The sequence below is a fragment of the Pseudomonas sp. TE24901 genome (genome assembly GCF_054058375.1).
This window is the reverse complement of record NZ_JBSSAF010000001.1, coordinates 24,270-48,313: the sequence shown is the minus strand read 5'-3', so window position 1 is coordinate 48,313 and position 24,044 is coordinate 24,270. Positions and strand designations below refer to the sequence as shown.

The window sequence follows — 24,044 nt, the reverse complement described above, 5'->3', positions numbered from 1 at the left end:
TGAAGCATCAAGCGATATCCGCAAATGCCATTAGCCCGGCTGAGGGCCGGGCTTGGCAGAAGCTTGCTACGAACGTCTGTGTATTAGTACAGACGAACGGCGCGGCGCTGTTCGCGCTGAACTTTCTTGGCGTGACGCTTAACAGCGGCTGCTGCTTTACGCTTACGCTCAGAAGTTGGCTTCTCGTAAAATTCGCGGCTACGAACTTCAGCCAGTACACCGGCTTTTTCGCAGGAGCGCTTGAAACGACGCAGAGCTACGTCGAAGGGTTCGTTCTCTTTAACTTTGACGGCTGGCATCCAGAGCTACCTTCTTTCATTACCGGGATCAACGTTCTCGTCGCAAACAATTCGCGGCTGAGGTCGTCGGTTTTTAAGGGTTGCGGATGTTAACCCCTCATTGCCCGGAATGCAAAGCCTCTGATCGAAAACCGCTAGTCGGGAGGGGGAGTGGCGACTATTATGCGCGCCTTCGAATTCAGCCTCTACAAGGCGCAAACCCATGCTAGTACTGGGACTTGAAACCTCCTGCGACGAAACCGGTGTCGCACTTTATGACAGTGAACGCGGGCTCTTGGCCGACGCACTGTTCAGTCAGATCGACCTGCACCGTGCTTATGGCGGTGTGGTGCCGGAGTTGGCCAGCCGCGATCACGTCAAGCGCATGCTGCCGTTGATTCGCCAGGTGCTGGATGAGGCCGGCTGTGTGCCGACCGAGATCGACGCCATTGCCTACACCGCAGGCCCCGGATTGGTCGGAGCCCTGCTGGTTGGGGCCTCTTGCGCCCAGGCCCTGGCGTTTGCCTGGGGCATTCCGGCGCTCGGTGTACACCACATGGAAGGCCATTTGCTGGCGCCCATGCTGGAAAAAACACCGCCTGAGTTCCCGTTCGTCGCTTTGTTGGTTTCCGGCGGCCATACGCAGCTCGTTCAGGTGGACGGCATCGGCCAATACACCCTGCTGGGTGAATCCCTGGATGACGCGGCCGGTGAAGCCTTCGACAAAACCGCGAAGATGATGGGCCTCAATTATCCCGGTGGCCCGGAAATCGCCCGTCTCGCCGAAAAAGGCGTTGCCGGCCGCTATACCTTCCCGCGTCCGATGTGCGATCGCCCGGGCCTGATGTTCAGCTTCAGCGGTTTGAAAACCTCCGCGCTGAACACCTGGCAGCAGAGCGTCAGCGCCGGGGACGACGGCGAGCAAGCCCGTTGCGACATCGCACTGGCGTTCCAGCAGGCCGTGGTGGAGACTTTGACCATCAAGTGCAAGCGCGCCCTGAAACAGGCGGGTATGAAGCGCCTGGTGATCGCAGGCGGCGTCAGTGCCAACAAGGCGTTGCGTGCTTCGCTGGAAAAAATGCTCGGCGACATGAAGGGCGATGTGTTCTACGCACGCCCCGAGTTCTGCACCGACAACGGCGCGATGATCGCCTACGCCGGTTGCCAGCGCCTGCAGGCCGGGCAGCATGAAAGCCTGGCGATCAGCGTGCAGGCACGCTGGCCGATGGAGCAGCTTTCACCGTTGTAAGGGGGCAGCCTGGGCCGGGTTCATCGACGGTATTTAAAAATGCCGTTCGCGCCCGGCAAACAGGTCGCGTAAATTGCCCCGGTGGCGCCAGACGATCAGCAGTGTCAGCACGCTCATCGGCAACAGCGCTGCCGGTTCCTGCCAGGCCAGTAGCGGCAGGGTCAGGGGCGTTGCGATCAGCGCGGCGAGTGAGCTGGTGCGGGTCAGGTAGAACGTCAGCAGCCAGGCGAGCACGGCCAGCAATGCGGCGGGTGGGTAGATCCCCAGCAACATGCCGGCCGCCGTCGCTACACCTTTGCCGCCGCGAAAGCGGAAGTACAGTGGAAACAGATGGCCCAGGACGGCGCACACGCCAATCCAGGCTTGTTGTTGCAGGGTAAGGCCGGCGAGGTGGGCGATCAGCACGGGCAGCAGGCCCTTGCACAGGTCGCCGAGCAGGGTCAGCACCGCGAGCTTTTTGCCGGCCAGGCGCAACATATTGGTGGCGCCGGCATTGCCTGAGCCACTCATTCGCGGGTCGGGATTTCCCGTCAGGCGGCTGAGCAAAATGGCGAAGGACAGCGAGCCGAGCAGGTAGGCGAGAATCGCCAGTGACCAAAACATGCTAACTATTCCGGGCGAGGACGCCCTGATTCTAACGGGGCATCGCGCCCTTGTCGTGCTGCGGAGAAGAGTGCTTGGACAGAGTGTTTATCGAAGGCCTGGAAGTCGACACCGTGATCGGGGCCTACGACTGGGAGCGCGGCATCAAGCAATGCCTGCGCCTGGACCTGAGTTTCGCCTGGGATAACCGCCCGGCCGCCGCCGGTGACGACCTGACCCTGGCCCTGGATTACGCCAGCGTGTCCGCACGCATCCAAGCCTTTGCCGAGCAATCCCAGTTCCAGCTGGTAGAAACCTTCGCCGAACGCCTGGCCGAAGTGCTGATGAGTGAATTCCAGATTCCCTGGCTGCACCTCAAGTTGACCAAGCCAGGGGCCGTGCCGGCTGCCAGGGGCGTGGGCGTGGAGATCGAGCGCGGATGTCGCTAACTCAGGTTTACCTTGGCCTTGGCAGCAACATCGAGCGCGAGTCTCACCTTTGCGCCGGCCTTGATGCATTGGCGAGTTTCTTGACGGATGTGCGCTGCTCGGCGGTGTTCGAAAGCCAGCCGGTCGGTATCAAGAGCGGGCCGTTCTTCAATCTGGTGGTCTCGGCCTGCACCGACCTGCCGTTGATGGAGCTGGATCGCCGATTGAAATTCATCGAGGCCGACAATGGCCGCTATGCGCCGGATCGCAAGGGGTTGCCGCTGGATATCGACGTGCTGTTGTACGGCGACCTTGTGGGCAATTTCGATGGGCTGATCCTGCCCCGTGCCGAAATCCTGAAAAACGCCTTTGTGCTGTGGCCGTTGTCGTTGATGGCGCCGGAACGCGTACACCCGGAAGCGGGCAAAACCCTGGCCGAACTGTGGCGTGATGCGCAAATCGACCAGGTGCTGGCGCCTGTTGCGTTCGAATGGCAGGGCCAGCAACTGACCCCGACCACCCTGATCTCTGCGCCAAACGCACCCCTGTAGGAGCCGGCTTGCCGGCGATGGCAATCCTACGGACGCTATCGCCGGCAAGCCGGACTCCTACGGGGCGTGGTGTTCCTTATAGATTTTGAGTGCCTTGAGCCTTTCGCGCTTCAGCGCTTCGCCCAATTCCGGGCCTTTGAAACCTTTCTCCAGCAGTGGCGCAACGGCGACTTCGCGGGCAGCCTTCGCCGCACCACGCAAATAATCTGCCTGTGGGTAACTACGCTGCTCAAGCCCCTTGCGACCCCGCGCATCCATCTCGCACGCCACCACAAACTCCTCAAAGCGCTGCGGCCGACGGTACACGTCGAAACTCTGCAGTAACTCCAGCAGCGTCGAGGCCCTCAGCTCCAAGGCACGATGGCCATGGGTGTGATATTGGCCCACCAGCAGCGCCAGTTCCTGACAATCCCTTGGGACTTTAAAACGTTCGTTGACCGCCTTGATCAGCTTCAAACCTGTGTGTTCATGGGCAATATGCTGCGGCAACTTATCCACAGGTGTCAGGCCTTTGCCCACGTCATGCAGCAGGCAAGCCCAGCGCACGGTCAGCGGTTGTTTATGCAGGGCAGCCTGTTCCAGCACGCTTAACGTATGCACGCCGGTGTCTATTTCCGGGTGATGGATTTCGGGTTGTGGCACGCCAAACAGCGCATCGACTTCGGGCATCAGGGTTTTCAGGGCGCCGCAGTCACGCAGTACCTGGATAAACACCTGTGGCTGATCTTCCATCAGGGCGCGGGAGATTTCCTTCCAGCTGCGCTCGGGTGTCAACGCCTCAAGCTCGCCAGATTCGCTGAGTTGACGCATCAGCGCCAGGGTATCCGGCGCGACCGTAAACCCAAGGTGGGCATAGCGTGCTGCAAAGCGGGCAACGCGCAGCACTCGTAGTGGATCTTCGGCGAACGCGGGGGATACGTGCCGCAGAATGCGGGCGTCAAGATCGCGCTTGCCGTGATAGGGGTCCGTCAGGATGCCGTCGTCATCCTCTGCCATCGCGTTGATAGTCAGGTCACGACGAATCAGGTCTTCTTCCAGGGTTACTTCTGGGCTGGCATGAAACACAAAGCCGCCATAGCCCCGGCCGCTCTTGCGTTCGGTACGGGCGAGGGCGTATTCCTCGCCGTTCTTAGGGTCCAGGAACACCGGGAAGTCAGCGCCGACCGGCTTGTAGCCTTTGGCGAGCATCTCTTCAGCCGTCGCGCCCACGACAACGCGGTCGATATCGGTGACCTTGATGCCCAGCAGGCGGTCACGCACGGCACCGCCGACTTTGTAGATTTTCATGAAAAAGCCTCCATTAGCGGCACAGGATACCGCCTGTGACTGGCCAATGGAGGCTTTGCAGTTTCAGAGATGAACGACGGCCAGGTCCAGGCGGCCGTAGTCGTTGTCGTTGTGATCGGTGCGCGGTGGTACGTGATGGGTTTTCATGACCTGGTCGCCCTGCAGGGTCTCCAGGTGAATATCGAACCCCCACAGGCGATGCAGGTGCTTGAGTACCTCCTCGGTAGATTCGCCCAAGGGTTTACGGTCGTGCTGCTGGTGGCGCAAGGTCAGCGAGCGGTCGCCGCGCACATCAATGCTGTAGATCTGCACATTGGGCTCACGGTTGCCCAGGTTGTACTGCGCCGCCAGGGTTTCACGGATGGTGCGGTAGCCGGGTTCGTCGTGGATGGCGGGCACCACCAGGTCATCTTTAAGGTCGTCATCAAGGATGCTGAACAGCTTGAGGTCACGAATCACCTGGGGTGACAGGTACTGCAGGATGAAACTCTCGTCCTTGAAGCTGCTCATGGCGAACTTGATGGTCGACAGCCAGTCGCTACCGGCGATCTCCGGGAACCAGCGGCGGTCTTCTTCGGTAGGGTGCTCGCACATGCGGCGAATGTCGCGGTACATGGCAAAGCCCAGTGCATACGGGTTGATACCGTTGTAGTACGGGCTGTCGAAGCCTGGCTGGAACACCACACTGGTGTGGGAGGTCAGGAACTCCATCATGAAGCCGTCGGTGACCAGGCCTTCGTCGTACAGGTCGTTCATCAGCGTGTAGTGCCAGAACGTGGCCCAGCCTTCGTTCATCACCTGGGTCTGGCGCTGTGGATAAAAGTATTGGGCGATCTTGCGCACGATGCGCACGATTTCCCGTTGCCAAGGCTCAAGCAGTGGCGCGTGTTTTTCCAGGAAATACAGGATGTTTTCCTGAGGTTCGGCGGGGAAGCGAGCGTTGTCCTTGTCGCTGTTCTTGCCTGTCTTTTTAGGGATGGTGCGCCAAAGGTCATTGATCTGTTTCTGCAGATGCTCCTCGCGCTCCTTCTGGCGTAGACGTTCTTCCTCGGCAGAGATCGGGTAGGGGCGCTTGTAGCGGTCCACGCCGTAGTTCATCAGGGCATGGCAGGAGTCGAGCAGGTCTTCCACTGCATCGATACCGTGGCGTTCCTCGCATTGCATGATGTACTGCTTGGCGAACACGAGGTAATCGATGATCGAGCTGGCGTCGGTCCAGGTGCGGAACAGGTAGTTGCCCTTGAAGAAGCTGTTATGCCCGTAGCAGGCATGGGCCACTACGAGTGCCTGCATGCAGATGGTGTTTTCTTCCATCAGGTAGGCGATGCACGGGTCGGAGTTGATCACGATCTCGTAGGCCAGGCCCATCTGGCCGCGGCTGTAGGACTTCTCTGTGCTGAGGAAGTGTTTGCCGTAGGACCAGTGGTGGTAGCCCAAGGGCATGCCGACGGAGGCGTAGGCGTCCATCATCTGTTCGGCGGTGATCACTTCGATCTGGTTGGGATAGGTGTCCAGGGCATAACCCGCCGCGATGCGGCTGATTTCCCGGTCGTAGGCCTGGATCAGCTCGAAGGTCCACTCGGACCCTGTGGAGATCGGTTGGCGTTTTTGCTCTTTTTTGGCGGTCATGTCACTAACCTGCGCTGGAAGAGTTCACGGAAGACCGGGTAGATATCGCCGGCCGAGACCAGTTGCTGCTGGGCGAACGTGTCGGCAAAGGCTTCGCCGATGCGCTCGTATTCGAACCACAGGGCCTGGTGCTCACGGGGGGTGATTTCAACGTACGTGTAGTACTGCACAAATGGCATGATCTGGTTGATCAGGATGTCGCGGCAGATCGGCGAGTCGTCGTTCCAGTTGTCGCCGTCGGAGGCCTGGGCCGCGTAGATGTTCCACTCGTTGGCGGGGTAGCGCTCGGCCATGATCTCCTGCATCAGTTTCAATGCGCTGGAAACGATGGTGCCGCCGGTTTCCCTCGAGTAGAAAAACTCTTCTTCGTCCACTTCCCGGGCGCTGGTGTGATGGCGGATGAACACCACATCGATCTTGTCGTAGTTCCGCTTGAGGAACAGGTACAGCAGGATAAAGAAGCGCTTGGCAATGTCCTTGGTGGCCTGGGTCATGGAGCCGGACACGTCCATCAGGCAGAACATCACCGCCTTGGAGCTGGGGTTGGGCTGTTTGACCAACAGGTTGTACTTCAGGTCAAAGGTGTCGAGGAACGGCACGCGATGAATGCGCGCACTGAGTTTCTCGATTTCGGCTTCGATTTCCTGGATATCGCCGAAGTTGTCCGGTTCTTCGCGTTTCAAGCGTGCCAGCTCTTCCTTGGCCTCCTTCAGCTTTGCGCGGCTGCTGCCGGACAGGGCGATGCGCCGTGCGTGGGCCGAGCGCAGCGTGCGGATGATATTGATGCGGGATGGGTTGCCTTCGTTGCTGATCCCGGCGCGCACGGTCTTGAAGGTGTCGGTGCCGGTCAGGTTGCGTTTGACCAGGTTGGGCAGCTCCAGGTCTTCGAACATGAATTCGAGGAATTCTTCCTGGGTGATCTGGAACACGAACTCATCCATGCCCTCGCCGGAGTTACCGGCCTTGCCCGGGCCCTTGCCGCCGCCTCCGCCCTGGGGCCGCTGGATATGTTCGCCGGTGGTGAATTCCTTGTTGCCGGGGTGCACGACGGTCTGTTTGCCGCCCCGGCCATGGTGCAGCACCGGTTCGTCGATGTCCCGGCCAGGAATGCTGATCTGTTCGCCATGTTCCATGTCGGTGATGGAACGGCGGCTCACGGCCTCTTCCACGGCCTTTTTGATGTGGTCACGGTAACGGCGCAGGAAACGCTGGCGGTTTACCGTGCTCTTGTTCTTGCCATTGAGGCGTCGGTCGATCACATAGCTCATGGGGAGCCCTCCGGGCAGCTTCACGTTACAAGCTTCACGCTACGCGCTGGAAGCTTAGAGACAAGCGGTCAGCTGCCGGGCGCTTGGCCCGGCAGTGCACGCCTGTGGCTGCCTTACTGCGATTTGCGCACCCGCAGGTACCACTCGGAGAGCAACCGTACCTGTTTGTCGGTGTAGCCACGCTCGACCATTCGTGTGACGAAGTCGTTGTGTTTTTGCTGATCCTCCTTGCTGGCCTTGGCGTTGAAGCTGATGACCGGCAGCAGATCCTCGGTGTTGGAGAACATTTTCTTCTCGATGACCACCCGCAGTTTCTCGTAGCTGAGCCAGGTGGGGTTCTTGCCGTTGTTGTTGGCGCGGGCGCGCAGCACGAAGTTGACGATCTCGTTGCGGAAATCCTTCGGATTGCTGATGCCGGCCGGTTTCTCGATTTTCTCCAGTTCTTCGTTGAGGGCCACGCGGTTGAGGATTTCGCCGGTTTCCGGGTCGCGGTATTCCTGGTCCTGGATCCAGAAGTCGGCGTACAGCACGTAGCGGTCGAAGATGTTCTGGCCGTACTCGCTGTAGGATTCCAGGTACGCCGTCTGGATTTCCTTGCCGATGAACTCGATGTAGCGCGGCGCCAGGTATTCCTTGAGGAAGCGCAGGTAGCGTTCACGGGTTTCGGCCTGGAATTGCTCCTGTTCGATCTGCTGTTCCAGCACGTAGAGCAGGTGCACCGGGTTGGCGGCAATCTCGTGCGGGTCGAAGTTGAAGACCTTGGACAGGATCTTGAACGCGAACCGTGTCGAGAGGCCGTTCATCCCCTCGTCCACGCCGGCACTGTCGCGGTATTCCTGGATCGACTTGGCCTTGGGGTCGGTGTCCTTGAGGTTTTCGCCGTCGTACACGCGCATCTTCGAGTAGATGTTCGAGTTCTCCGGCTCCTTGAGGCGCGACAGTACGGTGAACTGGGCCAGCATCTTCAGGGTGTCGGGCGCGCAGTGAGCCTTGGCCAGGGAGCTGTTAAACAGCAGCTTGTCGTAGATCTTGATCTCATCGCTGACCCGCAGGCAGTACGGCACCTTGACGATGTAGATCCGGTCGATGAAAGCTTCGTTGTTCTTGTTGTTGCGGAAGGTGTGCCATTCCGACTCGTTGGAGTGGGCCAGCAGGATCCCGGTGAACGGAATCGCGCCCAAGCCCTCGGTGCTGTTGTAGTTGCCTTCCTGGGTGGCGGTGAGCAGTGGGTGCAGCACCTTGATCGGTGCCTTGAACATCTCCACGAACTCCATCAGGCCTTGGTTGGCCCGGCACAGTGCGCCCGAGTAGCTGTAGGCGTCGGCGTCGTTCTGTGGGAATTCCTCCAGTTTGCGGATATCGACCTTACCCACCAGCGCCGAGATGTCCTGGTTGTTCTCGTCGCCCGGTTCGGTCTTGGCCACGCCAATCTGGTTGAGGATCGACGGGTAGAGCTTGACCACGCGGAACTGGCTGATATCGCCGCCGAACTCGGCCAGGCGCTTGGTGGCCCAGGGCGACATGATGGTGTTGAGATAGCGCCGTGGGATACCGAAGTCCTCTTCGAGGATCGCGCCATCTTCCGTGGCGTTGAACAACCCCAAAGGCGATTCGAAAACCGGAGAACCCTTGATGGCGTAGAAGGGCACCTTCTCGATCAGTTGTTTGAGCTTTTCGGCCAGGGACGACTTGCCGCCGCCGACGGGGCCGAGCAGATAGAGGATCTGTTTCTTCTCTTCCAGGCCTTGGGCGGCATGGCGGAAGTAGGAGACGATCTGGTCGATGCATTCTTCCATGCCGTGGAAGTCTTCAAAGGCCGGGTAGCGCCGGATCACCTTGTTGGAGAATATTCGCGACAGGCGCGAATTGTTCGAGGTGTCTACCAGCTCCGGCTCGCCAATTGCCAGCAGCAGGCGTTCGGCGGCAGACGCGTAGGCACTGCGGTCCTGTTTGCACAGTTCGAGATACTCTTGCAGCGTGAGTTCTTCTTGCCGTGTGGACTCGAAGCGTTGTTGGAAGTGGCTAAAAATACTCATGACGTCGTCACCTCGCTCGATACGTGGAGCCGACGCCGGATCAATCAGTCGATGCTGGCAGTCATTGGCGATCGCCAATGGCCGTTTTCCCCCCAGAACACCCTGAAACGCTACCGATGACCCGCACGCCGGTGTACCGGCTCTCCCCTGATTCGGATGGCCTGCGCTTAAGGATAGTTCGGAATCGGGGAGGTCAAGGCGCGATGCGTAATTAGTTTGGCTGCGCCGTTCGTCAGAAACGGCGCGAGGCCAAGCGTCACGCGGGGTAGCGGGGTGTGAAAAAAATTATTGCGAATCGCCGGAGGCAATTTCCGCAGGATACGTCGTACGCCACAGCTCAAAGCCGCCGTCCAGGCTGTAGACGTCGGAGAAGCCCTGGCTGATCAGATAAGCCGCTGCGCTCTGGCTGGAATTGCCGTGGTAGCAGGCGACGATCACGGGCGCATCGAGGTCGGCGGCGCGAATGAAATCGGCAATGTTGACGTTGTCCAGGTGCTGGGCGCCCTTGATGTGGGCCGCCACGTAAGTCGGCTGGTCGCGGATATCGACCACCACGGCACCTTGTTCGCGCAGGGCCTGGGCTTGTTCGGGGGGGATACGTTTGAATTCGCTCACGGGGGCTCCTAGGGCTTGGCGGCCGGCAGGGTAACGGAAAGGGGAGATTCGCACTGGCAGCTCAGGCGCTCGCCAGTGTCGATGTTCATCAGGGTCATGGCGCCGCCCCACACGCAACCGGTGTCGAGGGCAAACACGCCGGGCTCTTCGCACTGGCCTTCCAGGGCCGCCCAGTGACCGAAGATGATCTGTGTGTCGCGGGTCTTGCGTTCTTTATGCGCGAACCATGGCTTGTAGCCCGGCAGCGCCGTGTCGGCGCCTTCCTTGCTCTTGAGGTCCAGCTTGCCTTCAGCGGTGCAGAAGCGCATGCGCGTGAAGTAGTTGGTGATGACGCGCAGGCGGGTCACGCCCGTGAGATCGTTATCCCACTTCACGGGCTCGTTGCCGTACATGCCGTCGAGGTAGGTGGCGTACAGGTTGTCATCAGCCAGGGCGCTTTCGACTTCGGCCGCGCACTTGAGTGCCTTCTTCAACGTCCACTGTGGCGGGATACCGGCATGGACCAAGGCCATGTTGCGCGCTTCGTCGTAATGCATGAGCTTTTGCCGGCGAACCCAGTCGAGCAACTCGGCACAGTCCGGCGCTTCGAGGATTTCCCGCAGGGTGTCACCCTTTTTCAGGCGCTCGATGTTTTTGCCGACAGCCAACAGGTGCAGGTCATGGTTGCCCAGTACACACACCAGGGCATCGCGCAGGCTATAGAGGTAGCGCAGGGTTTCCAGGGATTGCGGACCGCGGTTGACCAAGTCGCCGACCAGCCACAGGCGGTCCTTGGCCGGGTCGAAGGCAACCCGCTCCAGCAGGCACTTGAGAGGTTCCAGGCAGCCTTGCAGGTCGCCGACCGCGTACGTCGCCATCAGTGCAGGGCTCCGGGCACGGCGAGGCGGAAAGGCGCAATGACCGCATCGAACAGTTGGCCATCGGTGGCCTTCATCTGATACGAACCTTGCATGGTGCCGACTTTGGAGGTCATGACCGTGCCACTGCTGTAGGTATGGCTGGCGCCGATGTCGATCAAGGGTTGCTGGCCAACCACACCGGCACCGCGCACTTCCTCGACCTGGCCGTCACCGTCGGTGATCACCCAGTGGCGCGATAGCAGCTTGGCAGGCACCAGGCCGTTGTTCTTCACCGTGATGGTGTAGGCAAAGGCAAAGCGGTTCTGTTCAGGTTGCGATTGGTCCGCCAGGAAGCGGGTGACGACGCTGACGTCGATCTGGTAGCGAGGATCGGACATGCAAGAGGCCTTAAAAGCAAAAGCGGAGGACAGCAGATGCGGGTCAGTCTAGGCCATCAGCCGGGCACTAGGCCAGACATGCTATCTGGCCTGGTGTGCACATCCTTGTAGGAGCCGGCTTGCCGGCGATAGCGATCTTGAGGACGCCATCGCCGGCAAGCCGGCTCCTACACGGTTATTCAGCGGCTGGGGCGGGCTGGATCGCCAGCTGGTCAGCCAGGCGTACGAATGCGGCGAGGTCCAGTTGCTCCGGGCGCAGGCTGCCGTCTACACCGGCGGCTTCGATTTCAGCGTTGCTCAGCAGCGCCTTGAGCGTGTTGCGCAAGGTCTTGCGGCGCTGGTTGAACGCTTCACGCACCACCCGCTCCAGCAGGCGATGGTCCTTGGCTGGGTGCGGCAGTACGGCGTGAGGCACCAGGCGCACGATGGCCGAGTCGACCTTCGGCGGCGGGTTGAATGCACCTGGGCCGACGTTGAACAGGTGCTCTACGCGGCAGTGGTACTGAACCATGATCGACAGGCGACCCCAGTCACCGCCGCCAGGGCCTGCGGCCAAACGCTCAACCACTTCCTTTTGCAGCATGAAGTGCATGTCGCGGATGATCCCGGCGTTGTTGAGCAGGTGGAAAATCAACGGTGTGGAGATGTTGTATGGCAGGTTGCCCACGACCCGCAGGCTATTGGGCGCGGCGTTGAGGGTGTTGAAGTCGAACTTCAGCGCATCGCCCTGGTGCAGGTTGAAGTTGGGTTTGCCGGCGAACTGCTGGTTGAGGATCGGGATCAGGTCCTTGTCCAGCTCAACCACGTCCAGCTGACCACCGCTGGCCAGCAGGCCTTGGGTCAGCGCGCCCTGGCCCGGGCCGATTTCCAGCAGGCGGTCGTCGGGCTTGGCATGGATGGAGCGCAGGATGCGGTCGATTACGCCCGCATCGTGCAGGAAGTTTTGCCCGAAGCGCTTGCGCGCCCGGTGTTGGTAATGCTCAGTCATATACGGGTCTCGGCCATCTGATAGGCGGTTTCCAGGGCCACGTGCAGGCTGCCGGTATCGATCTTGCCGCTGCCCGCCAGGTCCAGGGCAGTGCCGTGGTCGACGGAGGTGCGGATGATCGGCAGGCCCAGTGTCACGTTGACTGCGGCGCCGAAGCCTTTGTACTTCAGCACGGGCAGCCCCTGGTCATGGTACATCGCCAGCACTGCGTCGCAGTGCTCCAGATATTTGGGGGTAAACAGAGTGTCCGCAGGCAGTGGGCCACGCAGGTCCATGCCTTCTTGGCGCAGGCGCTCTAATGTCGGTTCAATGATGTCGATTTCTTCATGGCCCAGGTGGCCACCTTCACCGGCATGGGGGTTGAGCCCGCAGACCAGGATGCGTGGCTGGGCGATGCCGAATTTCTGTTGCAGGTCGGCGTGCAGGATGCGCGTCACGCGTTCCACGCGCTCGGCGGTGATCGCATCGGCGATGTCCCGCAGCGGCAGGTGCGTGGTCACCAGGGCCACGCGCAGCCCCCGAGTGGCCAGCAGCATCACCACTTGTTCGGTGTGGGTCAGCTCGGCGAGGAATTCGGTATGACCGGAGAAAGCAATGCCGGATTCGTTGATCACGCCCTTGTGGACCGGCGCGGTGATCATGCCGGCAAAGGTGCCGTCGATGCAGCCTTGGCCTGCCCGTGTCAGGGTTTCCAGCACAAAGGCCGCGTTGGCCTTGTCCAGTTGCCCGGCAACGACCTTGGCCTGCAATGGGGTGTCCCATACGTACAAGCTGCCTGCCGGAGCGGGCAGATCGGGCCAATTGCCCGGTGCTGCGTCCAGCAAATTGACAGCCACACCCAGTTGCGCGGCCCGCTCAAGGAGCAGGTCGCGGCTGGTAATGGCAATCAGGGGATGTGGCTGGGGTTGCGAGGCGAGCAGCAGGCACAGGTCTGGACCAATGCCGGCTGGCTCGCCGGGTGTCACCGCGAAACGCTGAGGTTTCACTGGGCTGCCTGATCGGCGCCTGTTTGCTCGGCGGCGGGCAGCTTGTTTTCCACGTAGGCTTCGTCGCGGATCTGACGTAACCAAGTCTGCAGCTCTTCGTCGTATTTGCGGTTGCGCAATACGGTGAGTGCTTGCTGCTCGCGGGCTTGAGCGGTGTTGTCAGTGGCGCGACGGCCAAGGACTTCCAGCACATGCCAGCCGTATTGGGTCTTGAACGGCTTGGACAGAACACCTTGCGGGGTCTTGGCCATGACGTCCTGGAACTCCGGCACCAGCGCTTTCGGGTCGATCCAGTTCAGGTCGCCGCCGTTGAGGGCAGAACCCGGGTCTTCCGAGAAGCTTTTGGCCAGGGTCGCGAAGTCTTCACCGCCTTCGATGCGGTCATAGATCTTCTGGGCCAGTTCCTTGGTTTGGGCTTCGGTGCGGATTTCGCTTGGTTTGACCAGGATATGACGAACATGCACTTCGTCTTTCAGCGAGTTCTCGCCGCCGCGCTTGCCCAGCAACTTGAGGATGATGAAGCCGCCCGGTGTACGTGCAGGCTGGGTGATATCACCCACGCTCATGGCGCTCAGTTCACGGTCGAATGGCGGTGGCAGTTGAGCAGCTTTACGCCAGCCCATGTCGCCGCCGTCCAAGGCGTTGTCACTGCCGGAAACGGCAATGGCTGTCTGGGCGAAGTCGGCACCGGCTTTCAGGCGGTCATAAACAGCCTGGGTTTTTGCGGCAGCAGCGTTGAGTTGCTCGGCGCTGGCGCTGTCCGGGGTCGCGATCAGGATATTGGCCAAGTGCAGCTCTTCGGAGAGCTGCATCTTGCCGAGGTCGGAAGCCAGGAAGTTCTTCACTTCCTGCTCGGACACCTGAACACGCTCGGCCACACGGCGCTGACGCACACGGCTGATGATCATTTCGCGCTTGATCTGGTCACGGGCGTCCTCGTAGGACAAGCCGTCGTGGGCCAGGGCGGCGCGGAACTGGTCGATGCTCATGTTGTTGCGTTGAGCAATAGTGCCCACCGCCTGGTTCAACTCTTCGTCCGAAATACGGATGCCGGAGCGCTCGCCGATCTGCAGTTGCAGGTTCTCGACGATCAGGCGTTCCAGAACCTGAGGTTCCAGCACGCTGGTCGGTGGAACGCCACCACCGCGCTTGGCGATGGTTTGCTGAACTTCCTTGACCCGTTGGTCCAGTTGGCTCTGCATGATTACGTCGTTATCGACGATGGCTGCCACTTTATCCAGTTGCTGAACCGCAGCGTGTGCCGAAACAGTACCCAGGAACAGCGCGCCCAGCACTAGCGGGCGCAAGCAATCAGAAAGCTTGGTCTTCACGTTCACGATAACCTTCAATGCCTTTGTCGAGGAAGCTCTCTACCTTGGCGCCGGTCAGGCCGCCGAGTCCTTTGAGGACGATCTGGAAGAAGAGCCCGTGGTCACCCTTTTCGTTCAACGGGGCGATCTGAGTGTATTCGTCGTTGGAAACCCAATAACGGTTGATCACGCGAAGTTTCCAGCAGCAGTTGTCGTACTCGAAACCACCGAAGGCTTCCAGGGTACGGTTGCGGGCATAGTCATACTGCCAGCGGGTGATCAGGTTCCACTGGGGAACGATCGGCCACATCATCGAGAAGTCGTGTTGCTGGATTTTGTAGTAATCCTTCACGAAGTTCGGATCGCCTGGGCTGCCGTAGTCGCCACCAAACTGCCACTTGCCGGTCAGCTGGTTGTACACCACCTGGTCGTTGCGGTAGCGGTAGCCGACGTTGATAACCTTGTTCGGGTTGTCTTCCGGCTGGTAGTGGAACATCGCGCTGCCGGAACGAGGGCTGTGGTTCTCGGTGTCCCAGTTGTAGTCGGCAGTGGCGCGCCAGTCGCGGTTGAAGCGGAACTCGTAGTCCAGGGCGATTGGCGACACGTCGGTGTTCGCATCGGCACGGTCGGCCGCCAGGATGCCTGGCAGTTGAACCTGGCGATCCTTGAAGTACAGCGCCTGGCCCACGGATACACGCTGACGTTCGAAGCCGTTGTCTTCGATCCAGCGGCTGGTCAGGCCCAGCGACAGTTTGTTTTCGTCACCGATCCGGTCGTTACCGCTGAAGCGGTTGTCGCGGAACAGCGAGGCGTAGCTGAACGAGTACTCACTGGTGTCGAAGACCGGAATGTCGCTTTGGTCCTTGTTCGGCACATACAGGTAGAACGCGCGCGGCTCGAGGGTCTGGCGATAGTCTTTGCCGAACCAGTTGGTGTTGCGGTCGAAGTACAAGCCGCTGTCGATGCTGGCAACCGGAACTGCACGGTCCTGGGAGCTGCTGAAGCTGCCACCGGCATACGGGTTGGCAGGAGTCGAGGCCGCTTGCGCCGCGATGATCTGGTTCTTGCCGATGCTGTCCAGGTCAAGATCGTACTTGGTGTAGACGTACTTGAGCTTCGGCGTGACGAAGCCGTAGGTCCAGTTCATCGGGTATTCGACGGCCGGTGCCACGTTCAGGCGCGTACCGTTTGCACGGGTCAGGCCGGTCACGTAGGTGTCCAGGCGCGGCGAAACCAGGCCGTTCTCGTCGGTGAAGTTGCCGTTTTCCAGGTCACGCTCGAAACGCACCGCTTCAGTTTCATAGCTGAAGTTCAAACCACCCGGGTGGAATGGCAGTTGGCCGTTGAAGGTGATCTGCGGCAGGCGGTCATACGGCGTGATCTGGGAGATCGTTGCCAGCTGATAGGCCTGCAGGTTCAGGCGTGCCTGGTAGGAGTCACCGCGATAGGTCACGGAACCCTGCTGGTTGATGAAGTCCTGGCTGCGGATGCCTTCCTGGAAAGACTTGAGGTCCTGGAAGTAGTAAGGGTCGCTGATGTTGGTGTAGTCGACCTGGGTCAGTACACGCGAATCCAGCCCGCCCTTGTGTTGCCAGTTGAGCATGTAGCGAGTTTTCTCGTAGTCGGTCTGGCCTTTACGCTCGCTGTTGTCGTCGTTCAGGTACGCGCCGCCCACCTGGCCTTCGCTGGACTTGGTGAGGTAGCGGAATTCGCCTTCCATCAACAGGCCGCGCTTGGTCATGTATTGCGGGTACAACGTGGCGTCGTAGTTGGGCGCCAGGTTGAAGTAGTACGGCGTCACCAGGGTGAAGCCGGTCTCGCCGCCCGTGCTGAAGCTCGGTGGCAGGAAGCCGGATTGGCGACGATCGTCGATCGGGAAATAGATGTAAGGGGTGTAGAGGATCGGAATGTTCTTGATCCGCAACGTCGCGTTGGTGGCTGTACCGAAACCGGTGGCCGGGTTCAACGTGATGTTGTTGCCCTTGAGCTGCCAGGCGTTGCTGTCTGGCTCGCACGTGGTGTATGTGCCGTCCTTGAGACGGATGATCGCGTTTTCGGCACGCTTGGCGTACAGCGCGTTGCCGCGGATACGCGACTTGTGCAGGACGTATTCGGCGTTGTCGATCTGGGCGGCGCCGGTGTCGAGCTGGACCTGGGCGTGGTCGCCCACGATCAGGGCGCCGTTGTCGCGCAGACGGACATTGCCGTTCAGCTCGCCACGGCTCTCGGCCTGATACAGGCTGGCTTCCTGAGCCTCCAGCTGCATGCTGCCCTGGCGCATGACAACGTCACCGGCCAGGGTCGCGACTTGTTGTTCCTGCTCGTAACGAGAAGCCTTGGCACCGATGAAGGTCGGCGCATCGCTCTTGTTCGTCTTGTCGTTCATGCCAGGGCGCGTCGGCTCGATGTACGCACCGCCGCAATAAGGACCGGTTTCAGCCAGTTGGGCTGCGGTCAGCTTCTCGCGAGGCACCCAGTCCAGATGGCTGTAGTCGGCGCTGCGCGAACGCAGGCCACGGCCCTTGGACTCGGTGACCAGTGCGGTCTGCGGCCCGGCGTCGGCTTTGCCGCCAGCGTCGGTTTGCGCCGTGCTGGTGGCCGAGCTGACGGCAGCGCCGTCATGCACAGGACGCGGTGGCAACGGGGCAGCGGCGGTTTTCGGCGCGCAATCCCAGGCACCCGAAGCAGAGACTGAGCAGTCATACTGTTCCGCGGCGACCACGAATGAGGTGGCGAAAGGTTGCATGGCCAGCAGACTGCCGGTTACCAGCAACGGAAATTTTCTACGAAACGCGGGGGATTTCAATGCCATCTTATTAGTCCGGGCTTCCTGCGTGCCATCTGCCCGCGGTGTGGGCCGCACGCCTCTCGATGGTCTGAAAAAGATGCGTGATAATAAAGCATGACCCGCTTGACGGCTAGCGCCGTCGGAGACCCTTGTAATGCCCGAGCAAGATCTACGTTTACAACAGCTGGAAGTCTGGCTGGATGAGCAGTTGCCGATCCTTTTCAATGCCCAGGGTTGGGGTGCCGTCCCCCCGGCTACATTGACCGCGGCCAGTAGCGACGCGAGTTTCAGGCGGTATTTCCGCTGGGAAGGCGGGGACCACACGTTCATCGTGATGGACGCGCCACCCCCCCAGGAAAACTGCAAACCCTTCGTCGATATCGCCCATTTACTCGCGAAATCGGGAATAAATGTGCCAAAAATTTACGCAGAAGATTTGCCGCGCGGCTTTCTTTTGCTCAATGACCTGGGCCGAAAAACCTATCTGGACGTAATTGACGACAAAAACGCCGATCAATTGTTTGCCGATGCCATCGACAGCCTGCTGGCTTTCCAGCAATTGCCGATGGACGCGCCGTTGCCCAGCTATGACGTCGCCTTGCTGCGGCGTGAGCTTGAATTGTTTCCGGAGTGGTACGTGCGTCGCCACTTGGGTATCGAACTGGATACCCGGCAACAGACACTGTGGCAGCGTGTCAGCGATCAACTGATCGACAGTGCCCTGGCGCAACCCAAGGTGCTGGTGCACCGCGACTACATGCCGCGCAACCTGATGATCAGCGAGCCGAATCCCGGCGTGCTGGACTTCCAGGATGCGGTCTATGGCCCGGTGACCTACGACATCACCTGCTTGTTCAAGGACGCATTCCTCAGTTGGCCGGCGGTTCGTGTGCGTGAATGGCAGCACGGTTATTGGCAGCGCGCGCAGCAGGCCGGCATTGCAGTGCAGGCGGACTTCGACGAGTTCCTGCGTGCCAGCGACTTGATGGGCGTACAGCGTCATCTCAAGGTCATCGGCATTTTCGCGCGCATCTGCCACCGTGATGGCAAGCCACGCTACCTGGCGGACGTACCGCGCTTCTTTGCTTATATAGAAGCGGTGCTTGCCGACCGCCCGGAGCTGAGTGACTTGGCCGAGCTGCTGACCAGCCTGCGTGCTCCGGCCGAGGCCGGTGTATGAAGGCCATGATCCTGGCGGCCGGCAAAGGCGAGCGCATGCGCCCGCTCACCTTGCACACGCCCAAGCCGTTGGTGCAGGCGGGAGGCAAGCGCCTGATCGAGTATCACCTGGAGGCGCTGGCCAAGGCCGGCTTCACCGATATCGTGATCAACCATGCGTGGCTGGGTCAGCAGATTGAAAGCTACCTGGGCGACGGTGCCCAGTTCGGCTTGCGCATCCAGTACTCGCCCGAGGGTGAGCCTTTGGAAACCGGTGGCGGGATATTCCAGGCACTCCCTTTGTTGGGGGATGAGCCGTTCCTGGTGGTCAATGGCGACATCTGGACCGACTACGACTTTACCCGGTTGCGCCAGCCGCTTGAGGGCCTGGCCCATCTGGTGATGGTGGACAATCCGGCGCATCACCCGTCGGGCGGTGATTTCTATCTGGATCAGGGTTTGCTTCATGATGCCGCGCCCGGTGCCGATAACCTGACCTTCAGTGGCATTTCAGTGCTCGACCCCCAGTTGTTCGCGGGTTGCAGCGCAGGTGCCTTCAAGCTGGCGCCGCTGTTGCGTGCGGCCATGGCTAAAGGTCTGGTAACGGGGGAGCACATGGCGGGACGCTGGATTGATGTCGGCACGCTGGAACGCTTGGCGCAAGTCGAAGCCTTGCTGACTGCGGAGCAATAGGATGTTGTGGCCAGGGACGCTGATCGGCGCCGGGGCTGGCTTTGCCATTGCCAGTATTCCGGGGGCCTTGTTGGGGGCTTTGTTGGGCCAGGCGCTGGACCGTCGCCTGCAACTGCAGAGTTGGGCGCAGTTGCGCGAGCGCTTGGGCGGGCGCCCGGCACTGCGCAACGACGAACTGCTGTTTGTGCTGCTGGGGCGCCTGGCGAAAAGCAATGGTCGGGTGGCCGACGGGCATATTCAGCAAGCGCGACAAGAGATGCGTTCGTTGGACATGACCGAGTCGGCCCAGCGTCGCGCCATCACGGCTTTCAATCGTGGCAAGTCAGGCACCGACCGCGTGCGCAGCTACCTGCGTGTGCTCAAGGCCCAACCCCATGCCGCCGAAGGCGTATTGCGTGCATGCTGGCGTATGGCCTGGGCCGACGGCAGGGCGGATGACGCCGAGCGCGACCTGATCGACCTATGGGGCAAGTGGCTGGGTTGGACACCGCAACAGCTTCAAGCGCTGGCTGCCGACTTCGCGCCGGAGCGCAAACCCTTGGTCAATCGTAACGCGACTTACCAGGACGCGCTTCGCGTGCTGGGTGTGACGGCCACCACCGAGCCTTCGGCCATCAAGCGCGCTTACCGGCGCCTGCTCAGCCGTCACCATCCGGACAAGATCGCCGGCAGTGGCGCCAGCCCCGCGCAAGTGCGTGAGGCCACCGAGCGGACCCGCGAGCTGCATAACGCCTACGCGTTGATTCGCGAGCGTCGGGACTTTCGCTAGCTGCCGAATGCGGCCCTGGAAACCCAATCTCCCTGTAGGGGCCGGCAAGTCGGCTCCTACAGGGGGGGCGGGGTTCAATCCGCCTGGGGTTGCGGGCTCAACCAACCGCGAATCCGCCGATACAACTGCTCTTGCTCGGCCGAACTATTGCCGGGCAAGGTCGTGAGCGACACCTGCTTGTAACCCGCATTCTTCGCGCGCTTGGCCGCCTGCCCACGCTCCAGGGCGGTTTTGCGCGCCTGGGTGTCGTCCTGATAGAAGACGTCGGCCGTGGGTACCTTCAAGGCTGGCGCCAACTGCTGCAGGCTAGGCTCACGCGCCGCAGGGGTCTTGCCGGCCACCATTACCAGCTTCTGCACCTGGGTTGGCTGCTTTTCACTCAGGTAGCGCGCCGCCCACCAGGCACCGGTGCCATGGCCGAGCAGCACTACGTTGCGCGCACTGTGGGTTTGTGCAAACGCGACGGCAGCATCGATGCGGTCGAAGATGCGTTTGGCGTCGGTCTTGTCCTGCTCATCCGTGCCGGGCACCACCGCCGGGTCCGTCCCTTCGGCCTCGGCACTGGCGGCCTGTTCGATGGGCTTGGCGGCGGTGCTGCCTTCTTTGCTGCTGGTGTCGACGGCGGCTTTGGGTGCTTCGATGACGCGAGGCGGTATGGTATCCAGGCTCATGTCGGGCAGTGACAGGCTGAGGGTGCCCCAGTCGGCGTCCGGTAATTTGCGCCGCAACGGTGCGATTGCTTGCGGCCAGTCAGCACTTTCCCCGGCGCCCGGTACGATAATCACCACCCCTTCGGGCTCGGCGCTGTTGGCCGGTTTCCACAGGGCCAGGAACGAATCGCTGCCGGCTTGCAGTTGTTGTTGTTCCTGCTGCGGGATCTGCCGTTCAAGGGCGGTGGCGTCTTCCTGGCTGCGCTCGGGCAGAGGCTGGCGCTCAGCCGGTTTTTCGGCGCTAGGAGCGGGTGCGTCAGCCGCCTGAACAGAAAAGCCGCTGGTAAATAGCAGCGACAGGCACAATGCTGGCAGTGCCGAACGGTTTCGATGTGGCATCGTTATTTCCCGGCCAGAAGTGATTCCAGCAGCCTAATGGGTTGGTCAGTATTTGTCAGTGATGTGAGACGTGGATCATGGGTTTTCGCTGTCTGCTGGTTATCGGCTGCTTGTGCTTTGCCTTGATGGCAAGTGCCGCGCCTGCGCCTGTCGCGCCACAGGCGCAGCTCAATGCACAGCAACGTGAGTGGTTGGCCCAACACCCGGACCTGCGCGTTGGTCTGGTATTGCAAGCGCCTTACGCGCAATACGATCGGCGCTTGCAGCGCTTGTCCGGGGCCAACGTCGAGTTGATGCAGTCGCTGGCCAAGGCGCTGAACATCGAGCTGACCTGGCGCAACTTCCCGACCCAGGAGCAACTGGAGGCTGCCGTGCGTGAGGGCGAGGTGGACATCGCTCCCGGCCTGCAGCAAACCCCGGCCGGCCTGCGCCTGTGGTTGTTCACCGACCCTTACATGCGCGTGCCCCAGCACATCGTAGGGATTCGTGAAGGCGGTGCGGCGGTGGACCTGGAAAAACTCGACGAACAATCCCGAGTTGCCGTGCGCATGCCCAGTGCCGTTGCCGACTATTTGCGCAGCACCTACCCCAAGCTGAATGTGCAAGGCGTGCCCATGGAGCGCCAGGCGTTGCAGTTGCTGGTGAGCCAGCAGGCGCGCTACGCCGTGGTGGATGAGGCGCAGTTGAGCCGGTTGTCGGGCGAAGCGGAATTCGCCGGGCTGGCCGTGGTGGGCGATATTGGCCTGCCGCAGCTGTTGCGCGTCGCCACGCGGCGCGAATGGCCAGAGCTGGCGAGCATCATGCAGAGCGCCTTGCGTGCCATCCCCGCCCGCGACCTGGATCAACTGCACAGCCGCTGGCTGCAACCCAAGTACCCAAGGCTGTCGGAGTCTCCAGGCTTCTGGCAAAACCTGAGCCTATTGTTGGGCCTGTTACTGCTGGCCAGCCTGGCGGTGGTGTCCTGGCAACGCCGCCAGCAGCGCGTGCTGGAGCACAACCTGTTGGCGGCCCGGGAAGAAAGCGCGGCGCGCGCCGCCGGGGCCGAGGCGTTGCGGCTGACGCAGTTTTCCATTGACCAGAGCACCGTGGGCATCCTGTGGGTCAACTGGGACAGCCATGTGCGCTACGCCAACCTGGCTGCCGAAACCATGCTTGGCTACAGGCCTGGCGCGTTGATCGAGCGCCCGCTGATCGAGTTCGACCCGACCCTCACCATGGACCGCTGGCTCAACCTGTGGAAGCGCGCCCGTGCCAGCGAAGACGGGCCGCAGAGTTTTGCCACCAATTGCCTGCGCGCCGATGGCAGCGTGTTGCCGGCCGATGTGTCCTTGAGCTTCTTGCGTTATGGCGGTGGCGAATACCTGGTGGTGTACCTCAACGACGTCACCGAGCGCCGTCGTGCCTTGGCTGCCTTGCAGGAAAGTGAAGCGCGCCTGCAGGGCATCGCCGCCAACGTGCCCGGGCTGGTGTTCCGCCTGGAGCGCCTGCCGCGCAGCGACGCCATCGAGTTCGCGTACATCAGCCAAGGCAGCGAAGGCCTGGTCGGTTACTCGCCGTCGGTGCTCAGTGATCCAGCCATGGGGATCCGCAGCCTGGTGCACCCGGATGACCGCGCCAGTTATCACCGCACTCAAGACCAGGCCATCGAGACGGAAAGCAACTGGTCGTGGCAAGGGCGCATCCTTACCCGACTCGGGCAGCAGCGATGGGCCGACATCAAGGCCGTGACCCGCCGCCTGGACGACGGCACGGTGGTCTGGGACGGGATTGTCTGGGACATCAGCGAGAGCAAGCGCATCGAGCTGGAACTGGATGCTTCCCGCGCACAATTGCGCGAGTTGTCGGCCCACCTCGAAACCGTGCGCGAGGAAGAAAAGGCGCGCATCGCCCGTGAAGTGCACGACGAGCTGGGGCAGATGCTCACGGTGCTCAAGCTGGAAACCTCCATGTGCGAGCTGGCGTATGCACAACTCGACCCCGGGCTGCATGAGCGACTCAACAGCATGAAGCGTCTGATCGCCCAGTTGTTCCAGCTGGTGCGTGATGTGGCCACGGCGCTGCGCCCGCCGATCCTCGACGCCGGGATTGCCTCGGCCATCGAGTGGCAAGCGCGGCGTTTTGAGGCGCGCACGCAGATTCCTTGCCTGGTGCAAGTGCCGGATAACCTGCCGACCTTGAGTGATGCCAAGGCTATCGGCCTGTTTCGGATCCTGCAGGAAGCGCTGACCAATGTGATGCGCCACGCCCAGGCGCATACTGTGGAACTGACCCTGGTGGTAGAGGATAACGACTTGCGGCTGACCATCAGCGACGATGGCGTGGGTTTTGTCCAGGCCCAGGGGCGGCCAGTGTCATTCGGCCTGGTCGGCATGCGTGAGCGGGTGCTGATCATGGGCGGTCAATTGAGCCTGGCGAGCGAGTTGGGGGAGGGCACCACCCTGAGCGTCACGGTGCCGCTGGATGCATAACGATAAGAGGAAACCCCTGTGATTCGCGTATTGGTAGCCGAAGACCACACCATCGTCCGTGAAGGCATCAAGCAGTTGATTGGCCTGGCCAAGGATCTGCAGGTGGTCGGCGAAGCCAGCAATGGCGAGCAGTTGCTGGAGACCTTGCGCCATGTGCCGTGCGAGGTGGTGTTGCTGGATATCTCCATGCCGGGGGTCAACGGCCTGGAGGCCATCGCGCGCATTCGTGCTCTGAGCAATCCACCGGCGATCCTGGTGCTGTCGATGCACGATGAAGCCCAAATGGCCGCGCGCGCCTTGAAGGTCGGTGCGGCGGGCTATGCCACCAAGGACAGTGACCCGGCACTGTTGCTGACGGCGATTCGCAAGGTGGCGGCGGGCGGGCGTTACATCGACCCGGACCTGGCCGACCGCATGGTGTTTGAAGTGGGCCTCACCGATACGCGGCCGCTGCATTCGTTGTTGTCCGAGCGTGAATTCTCGGTGTTCGAGCGCCTGGCCCAGGGCGCCAACGTCAACGACATCGCCCAGCAGTTGGCGCTGAGCAGCAAGACCATCAGCACCCACAAGGCGCGCTTGATGCAGAAGCTCAATATCACGTCATTGGCGGAACTGGTGAAGTACGCCATGGAACATAAACTCCTGTGATCCGCTCCACCGTCACCCCTTGTAGGA

Annotated in this window: 22 protein-coding genes; 8 read left to right on the top strand and 14 right to left on the bottom strand. The window is 61.2% G+C overall.

Annotated features, from left to right (window positions below; all coding sequences use genetic code 11):
* Positions 1 to 83: 83 nt before the first annotated feature.
* Complete coding sequence (gene rpsU / locus ACVWVP_RS00235; protein ID WP_002551877.1) at positions 84 to 299, bottom strand: 30S ribosomal protein S21; 216 nt, start codon at positions 297 to 299, stop codon at positions 84 to 86.
* Between the two features lie 202 nt (positions 300 to 501).
* Between rpsU and tsaD the strand changes: the two genes are divergently transcribed.
* A complete protein-coding gene (gene tsaD, locus ACVWVP_RS00230; protein ID WP_259172057.1) occupies positions 502 to 1,527 on the top strand; it encodes a tRNA (adenosine(37)-N6)-threonylcarbamoyltransferase complex transferase subunit TsaD in 1,026 nt (341 codons plus the stop codon).
* 33 nt (positions 1,528 to 1,560) lie between these two features.
* On the opposite strand, the gene plsY is transcribed toward tsaD, so the two are convergent.
* Positions 1,561 to 2,130, bottom strand: coding sequence for a glycerol-3-phosphate 1-O-acyltransferase PlsY (gene plsY, locus ACVWVP_RS00225; protein WP_176996619.1), 570 nt, complete (start codon positions 2,128 to 2,130; stop codon positions 1,561 to 1,563).
* A gap of 74 nt (positions 2,131 to 2,204) precedes the next feature.
* On the opposite strand from plsY, the gene folB reads away from it, so the two are divergent.
* Together folB and folK are read left to right on the top strand one after the other, a co-directional pair.
* Complete coding sequence (folB, locus tag ACVWVP_RS00220; RefSeq protein ID WP_176996618.1) at positions 2,205 to 2,558, top strand: dihydroneopterin aldolase; 354 nt, start codon at positions 2,205 to 2,207, stop codon at positions 2,556 to 2,558.
* Complete coding sequence (gene folK, locus ACVWVP_RS00215; RefSeq protein ID WP_457404098.1) at positions 2,549 to 3,088, top strand: 2-amino-4-hydroxy-6-hydroxymethyldihydropteridine diphosphokinase; 540 nt, start codon at positions 2,549 to 2,551, stop codon at positions 3,086 to 3,088. Before folB ends, folK begins: the two co-directional genes overlap by 10 nt.
* Before the next feature lie 57 nt (positions 3,089 to 3,145).
* Here the strand turns inward: folK and ACVWVP_RS00210 are convergent, their stop codons facing one another.
* The 11 genes from ACVWVP_RS00210 to ACVWVP_RS00160 form a co-directional block, all read right to left on the bottom strand.
* Positions 3,146 to 4,375 carry a multifunctional CCA addition/repair protein gene (locus tag ACVWVP_RS00210; protein WP_457404096.1) on the bottom strand — a complete coding sequence of 410 codons (1,230 nt, stop codon included), beginning with the start codon at positions 4,373 to 4,375 and terminating at the stop codon, positions 3,146 to 3,148.
* 63 nt (positions 4,376 to 4,438) lie between these two features.
* Positions 4,439 to 6,004 (bottom strand): SpoVR family protein, encoded by a 1,566-nt coding sequence (locus ACVWVP_RS00205; protein ID WP_178920235.1) that lies wholly within the window; start codon positions 6,002 to 6,004, stop codon positions 4,439 to 4,441.
* On the bottom strand, positions 6,001 to 7,272 hold the full coding sequence (locus ACVWVP_RS00200; protein WP_016977872.1) for a YeaH/YhbH family protein: 1,272 nt from the start codon (positions 7,270 to 7,272) through the stop codon (positions 6,001 to 6,003). Before ACVWVP_RS00200 ends, ACVWVP_RS00205 begins: the two co-directional genes overlap by 4 nt.
* 113 nt (positions 7,273 to 7,385) lie before the next feature.
* On the bottom strand, positions 7,386 to 9,308 hold the full coding sequence (locus ACVWVP_RS00195; protein WP_178920236.1) for a PrkA family serine protein kinase: 1,923 nt from the start codon (positions 9,306 to 9,308) through the stop codon (positions 7,386 to 7,388).
* 285 nt (positions 9,309 to 9,593) lie between these two features.
* Positions 9,594 to 9,923, bottom strand: coding sequence for a thiosulfate sulfurtransferase GlpE (gene glpE, locus ACVWVP_RS00190; protein ID WP_178920237.1), 330 nt, complete (start codon positions 9,921 to 9,923; stop codon positions 9,594 to 9,596).
* Positions 9,924 to 9,931: 8 nt separating this feature from the next.
* Positions 9,932 to 10,780: a symmetrical bis(5'-nucleosyl)-tetraphosphatase gene (locus ACVWVP_RS00185; protein ID WP_457404093.1), complete on the bottom strand. Its 849-nt coding sequence runs from the start codon at positions 10,778 to 10,780 to the stop codon at positions 9,932 to 9,934.
* Positions 10,780 to 11,160, bottom strand: coding sequence for a Co2+/Mg2+ efflux protein ApaG (gene apaG / locus ACVWVP_RS00180; RefSeq protein ID WP_065904636.1), 381 nt, complete (start codon positions 11,158 to 11,160; stop codon positions 10,780 to 10,782). The genes ACVWVP_RS00185 and apaG overlap by 1 nt, the downstream gene beginning before the upstream one ends.
* Before the next feature lie 175 nt (positions 11,161 to 11,335).
* Positions 11,336 to 12,148, bottom strand: a complete 813-nt coding sequence (gene rsmA, locus ACVWVP_RS00175; protein ID WP_178920239.1) for a 16S rRNA (adenine(1518)-N(6)/adenine(1519)-N(6))-dimethyltransferase RsmA — start codon at positions 12,146 to 12,148, stop codon at positions 11,336 to 11,338.
* The gene (pdxA, locus tag ACVWVP_RS00170) at positions 12,145 to 13,134 is read right to left on the bottom strand and encodes a 4-hydroxythreonine-4-phosphate dehydrogenase PdxA (protein ID WP_457404091.1); all 990 of its coding nucleotides are present in this window, start codon (positions 13,132 to 13,134) and stop codon (positions 12,145 to 12,147) included. The genes rsmA and pdxA overlap by 4 nt, the downstream gene beginning before the upstream one ends.
* The gene (locus ACVWVP_RS00165) at positions 13,131 to 14,471 is read right to left on the bottom strand and encodes a peptidylprolyl isomerase (RefSeq protein WP_176996607.1); all 1,341 of its coding nucleotides are present in this window, start codon (positions 14,469 to 14,471) and stop codon (positions 13,131 to 13,133) included. The genes pdxA and ACVWVP_RS00165 overlap by 4 nt, the downstream gene beginning before the upstream one ends.
* Entirely contained in the window at positions 14,446 to 17,256 is a 2,811-nt protein-coding gene (locus tag ACVWVP_RS00160; RefSeq protein ID WP_178920240.1) for an LPS-assembly protein LptD, read from the bottom strand. The genes ACVWVP_RS00165 and ACVWVP_RS00160 overlap by 26 nt, the downstream gene beginning before the upstream one ends.
* A gap of 130 nt (positions 17,257 to 17,386) precedes the next feature.
* Between ACVWVP_RS00160 and ACVWVP_RS00155 the strand changes: the two genes are divergently transcribed.
* The 3 genes from ACVWVP_RS00155 to ACVWVP_RS00145 are packed head-to-tail and all read left to right on the top strand — an operon-like array spanning position 17,387 to position 19,852.
* Positions 17,387 to 18,412 (top strand): aminoglycoside phosphotransferase family protein, encoded by a 1,026-nt coding sequence (locus ACVWVP_RS00155; RefSeq protein ID WP_259172050.1) that lies wholly within the window; start codon positions 17,387 to 17,389, stop codon positions 18,410 to 18,412.
* The gene (murU, locus tag ACVWVP_RS00150) at positions 18,409 to 19,083 is read left to right on the top strand and encodes an N-acetylmuramate alpha-1-phosphate uridylyltransferase MurU (RefSeq protein ID WP_457404088.1); all 675 of its coding nucleotides are present in this window, start codon (positions 18,409 to 18,411) and stop codon (positions 19,081 to 19,083) included. The genes ACVWVP_RS00155 and murU overlap by 4 nt, the downstream gene beginning before the upstream one ends.
* A gap of 1 nt (position 19,084) precedes the next feature.
* The gene (locus ACVWVP_RS00145) at positions 19,085 to 19,852 is read left to right on the top strand and encodes a TerB family tellurite resistance protein (protein ID WP_259172048.1); all 768 of its coding nucleotides are present in this window, start codon (positions 19,085 to 19,087) and stop codon (positions 19,850 to 19,852) included.
* A 74-nt stretch (positions 19,853 to 19,926) separates the two neighbouring features.
* Here the strand turns inward: ACVWVP_RS00145 and ACVWVP_RS00140 are convergent, their stop codons facing one another.
* Positions 19,927 to 20,901: an alpha/beta hydrolase family protein gene (locus ACVWVP_RS00140; RefSeq protein WP_457404086.1), complete on the bottom strand. Its 975-nt coding sequence runs from the start codon at positions 20,899 to 20,901 to the stop codon at positions 19,927 to 19,929.
* A gap of 77 nt (positions 20,902 to 20,978) precedes the next feature.
* On the opposite strand from ACVWVP_RS00140, the gene ACVWVP_RS00135 reads away from it, so the two are divergent.
* Positions 20,979 to 23,369: a PAS domain-containing sensor histidine kinase gene (locus ACVWVP_RS00135; RefSeq protein WP_457404084.1), complete on the top strand. Its 2,391-nt coding sequence runs from the start codon at positions 20,979 to 20,981 to the stop codon at positions 23,367 to 23,369.
* A gap of 18 nt (positions 23,370 to 23,387) precedes the next feature.
* Positions 23,388 to 24,017 (top strand): response regulator, encoded by a 630-nt coding sequence (locus tag ACVWVP_RS00130; protein ID WP_178920246.1) that lies wholly within the window; start codon positions 23,388 to 23,390, stop codon positions 24,015 to 24,017.
* Positions 24,018 to 24,044 lie beyond the last annotated feature (27 nt).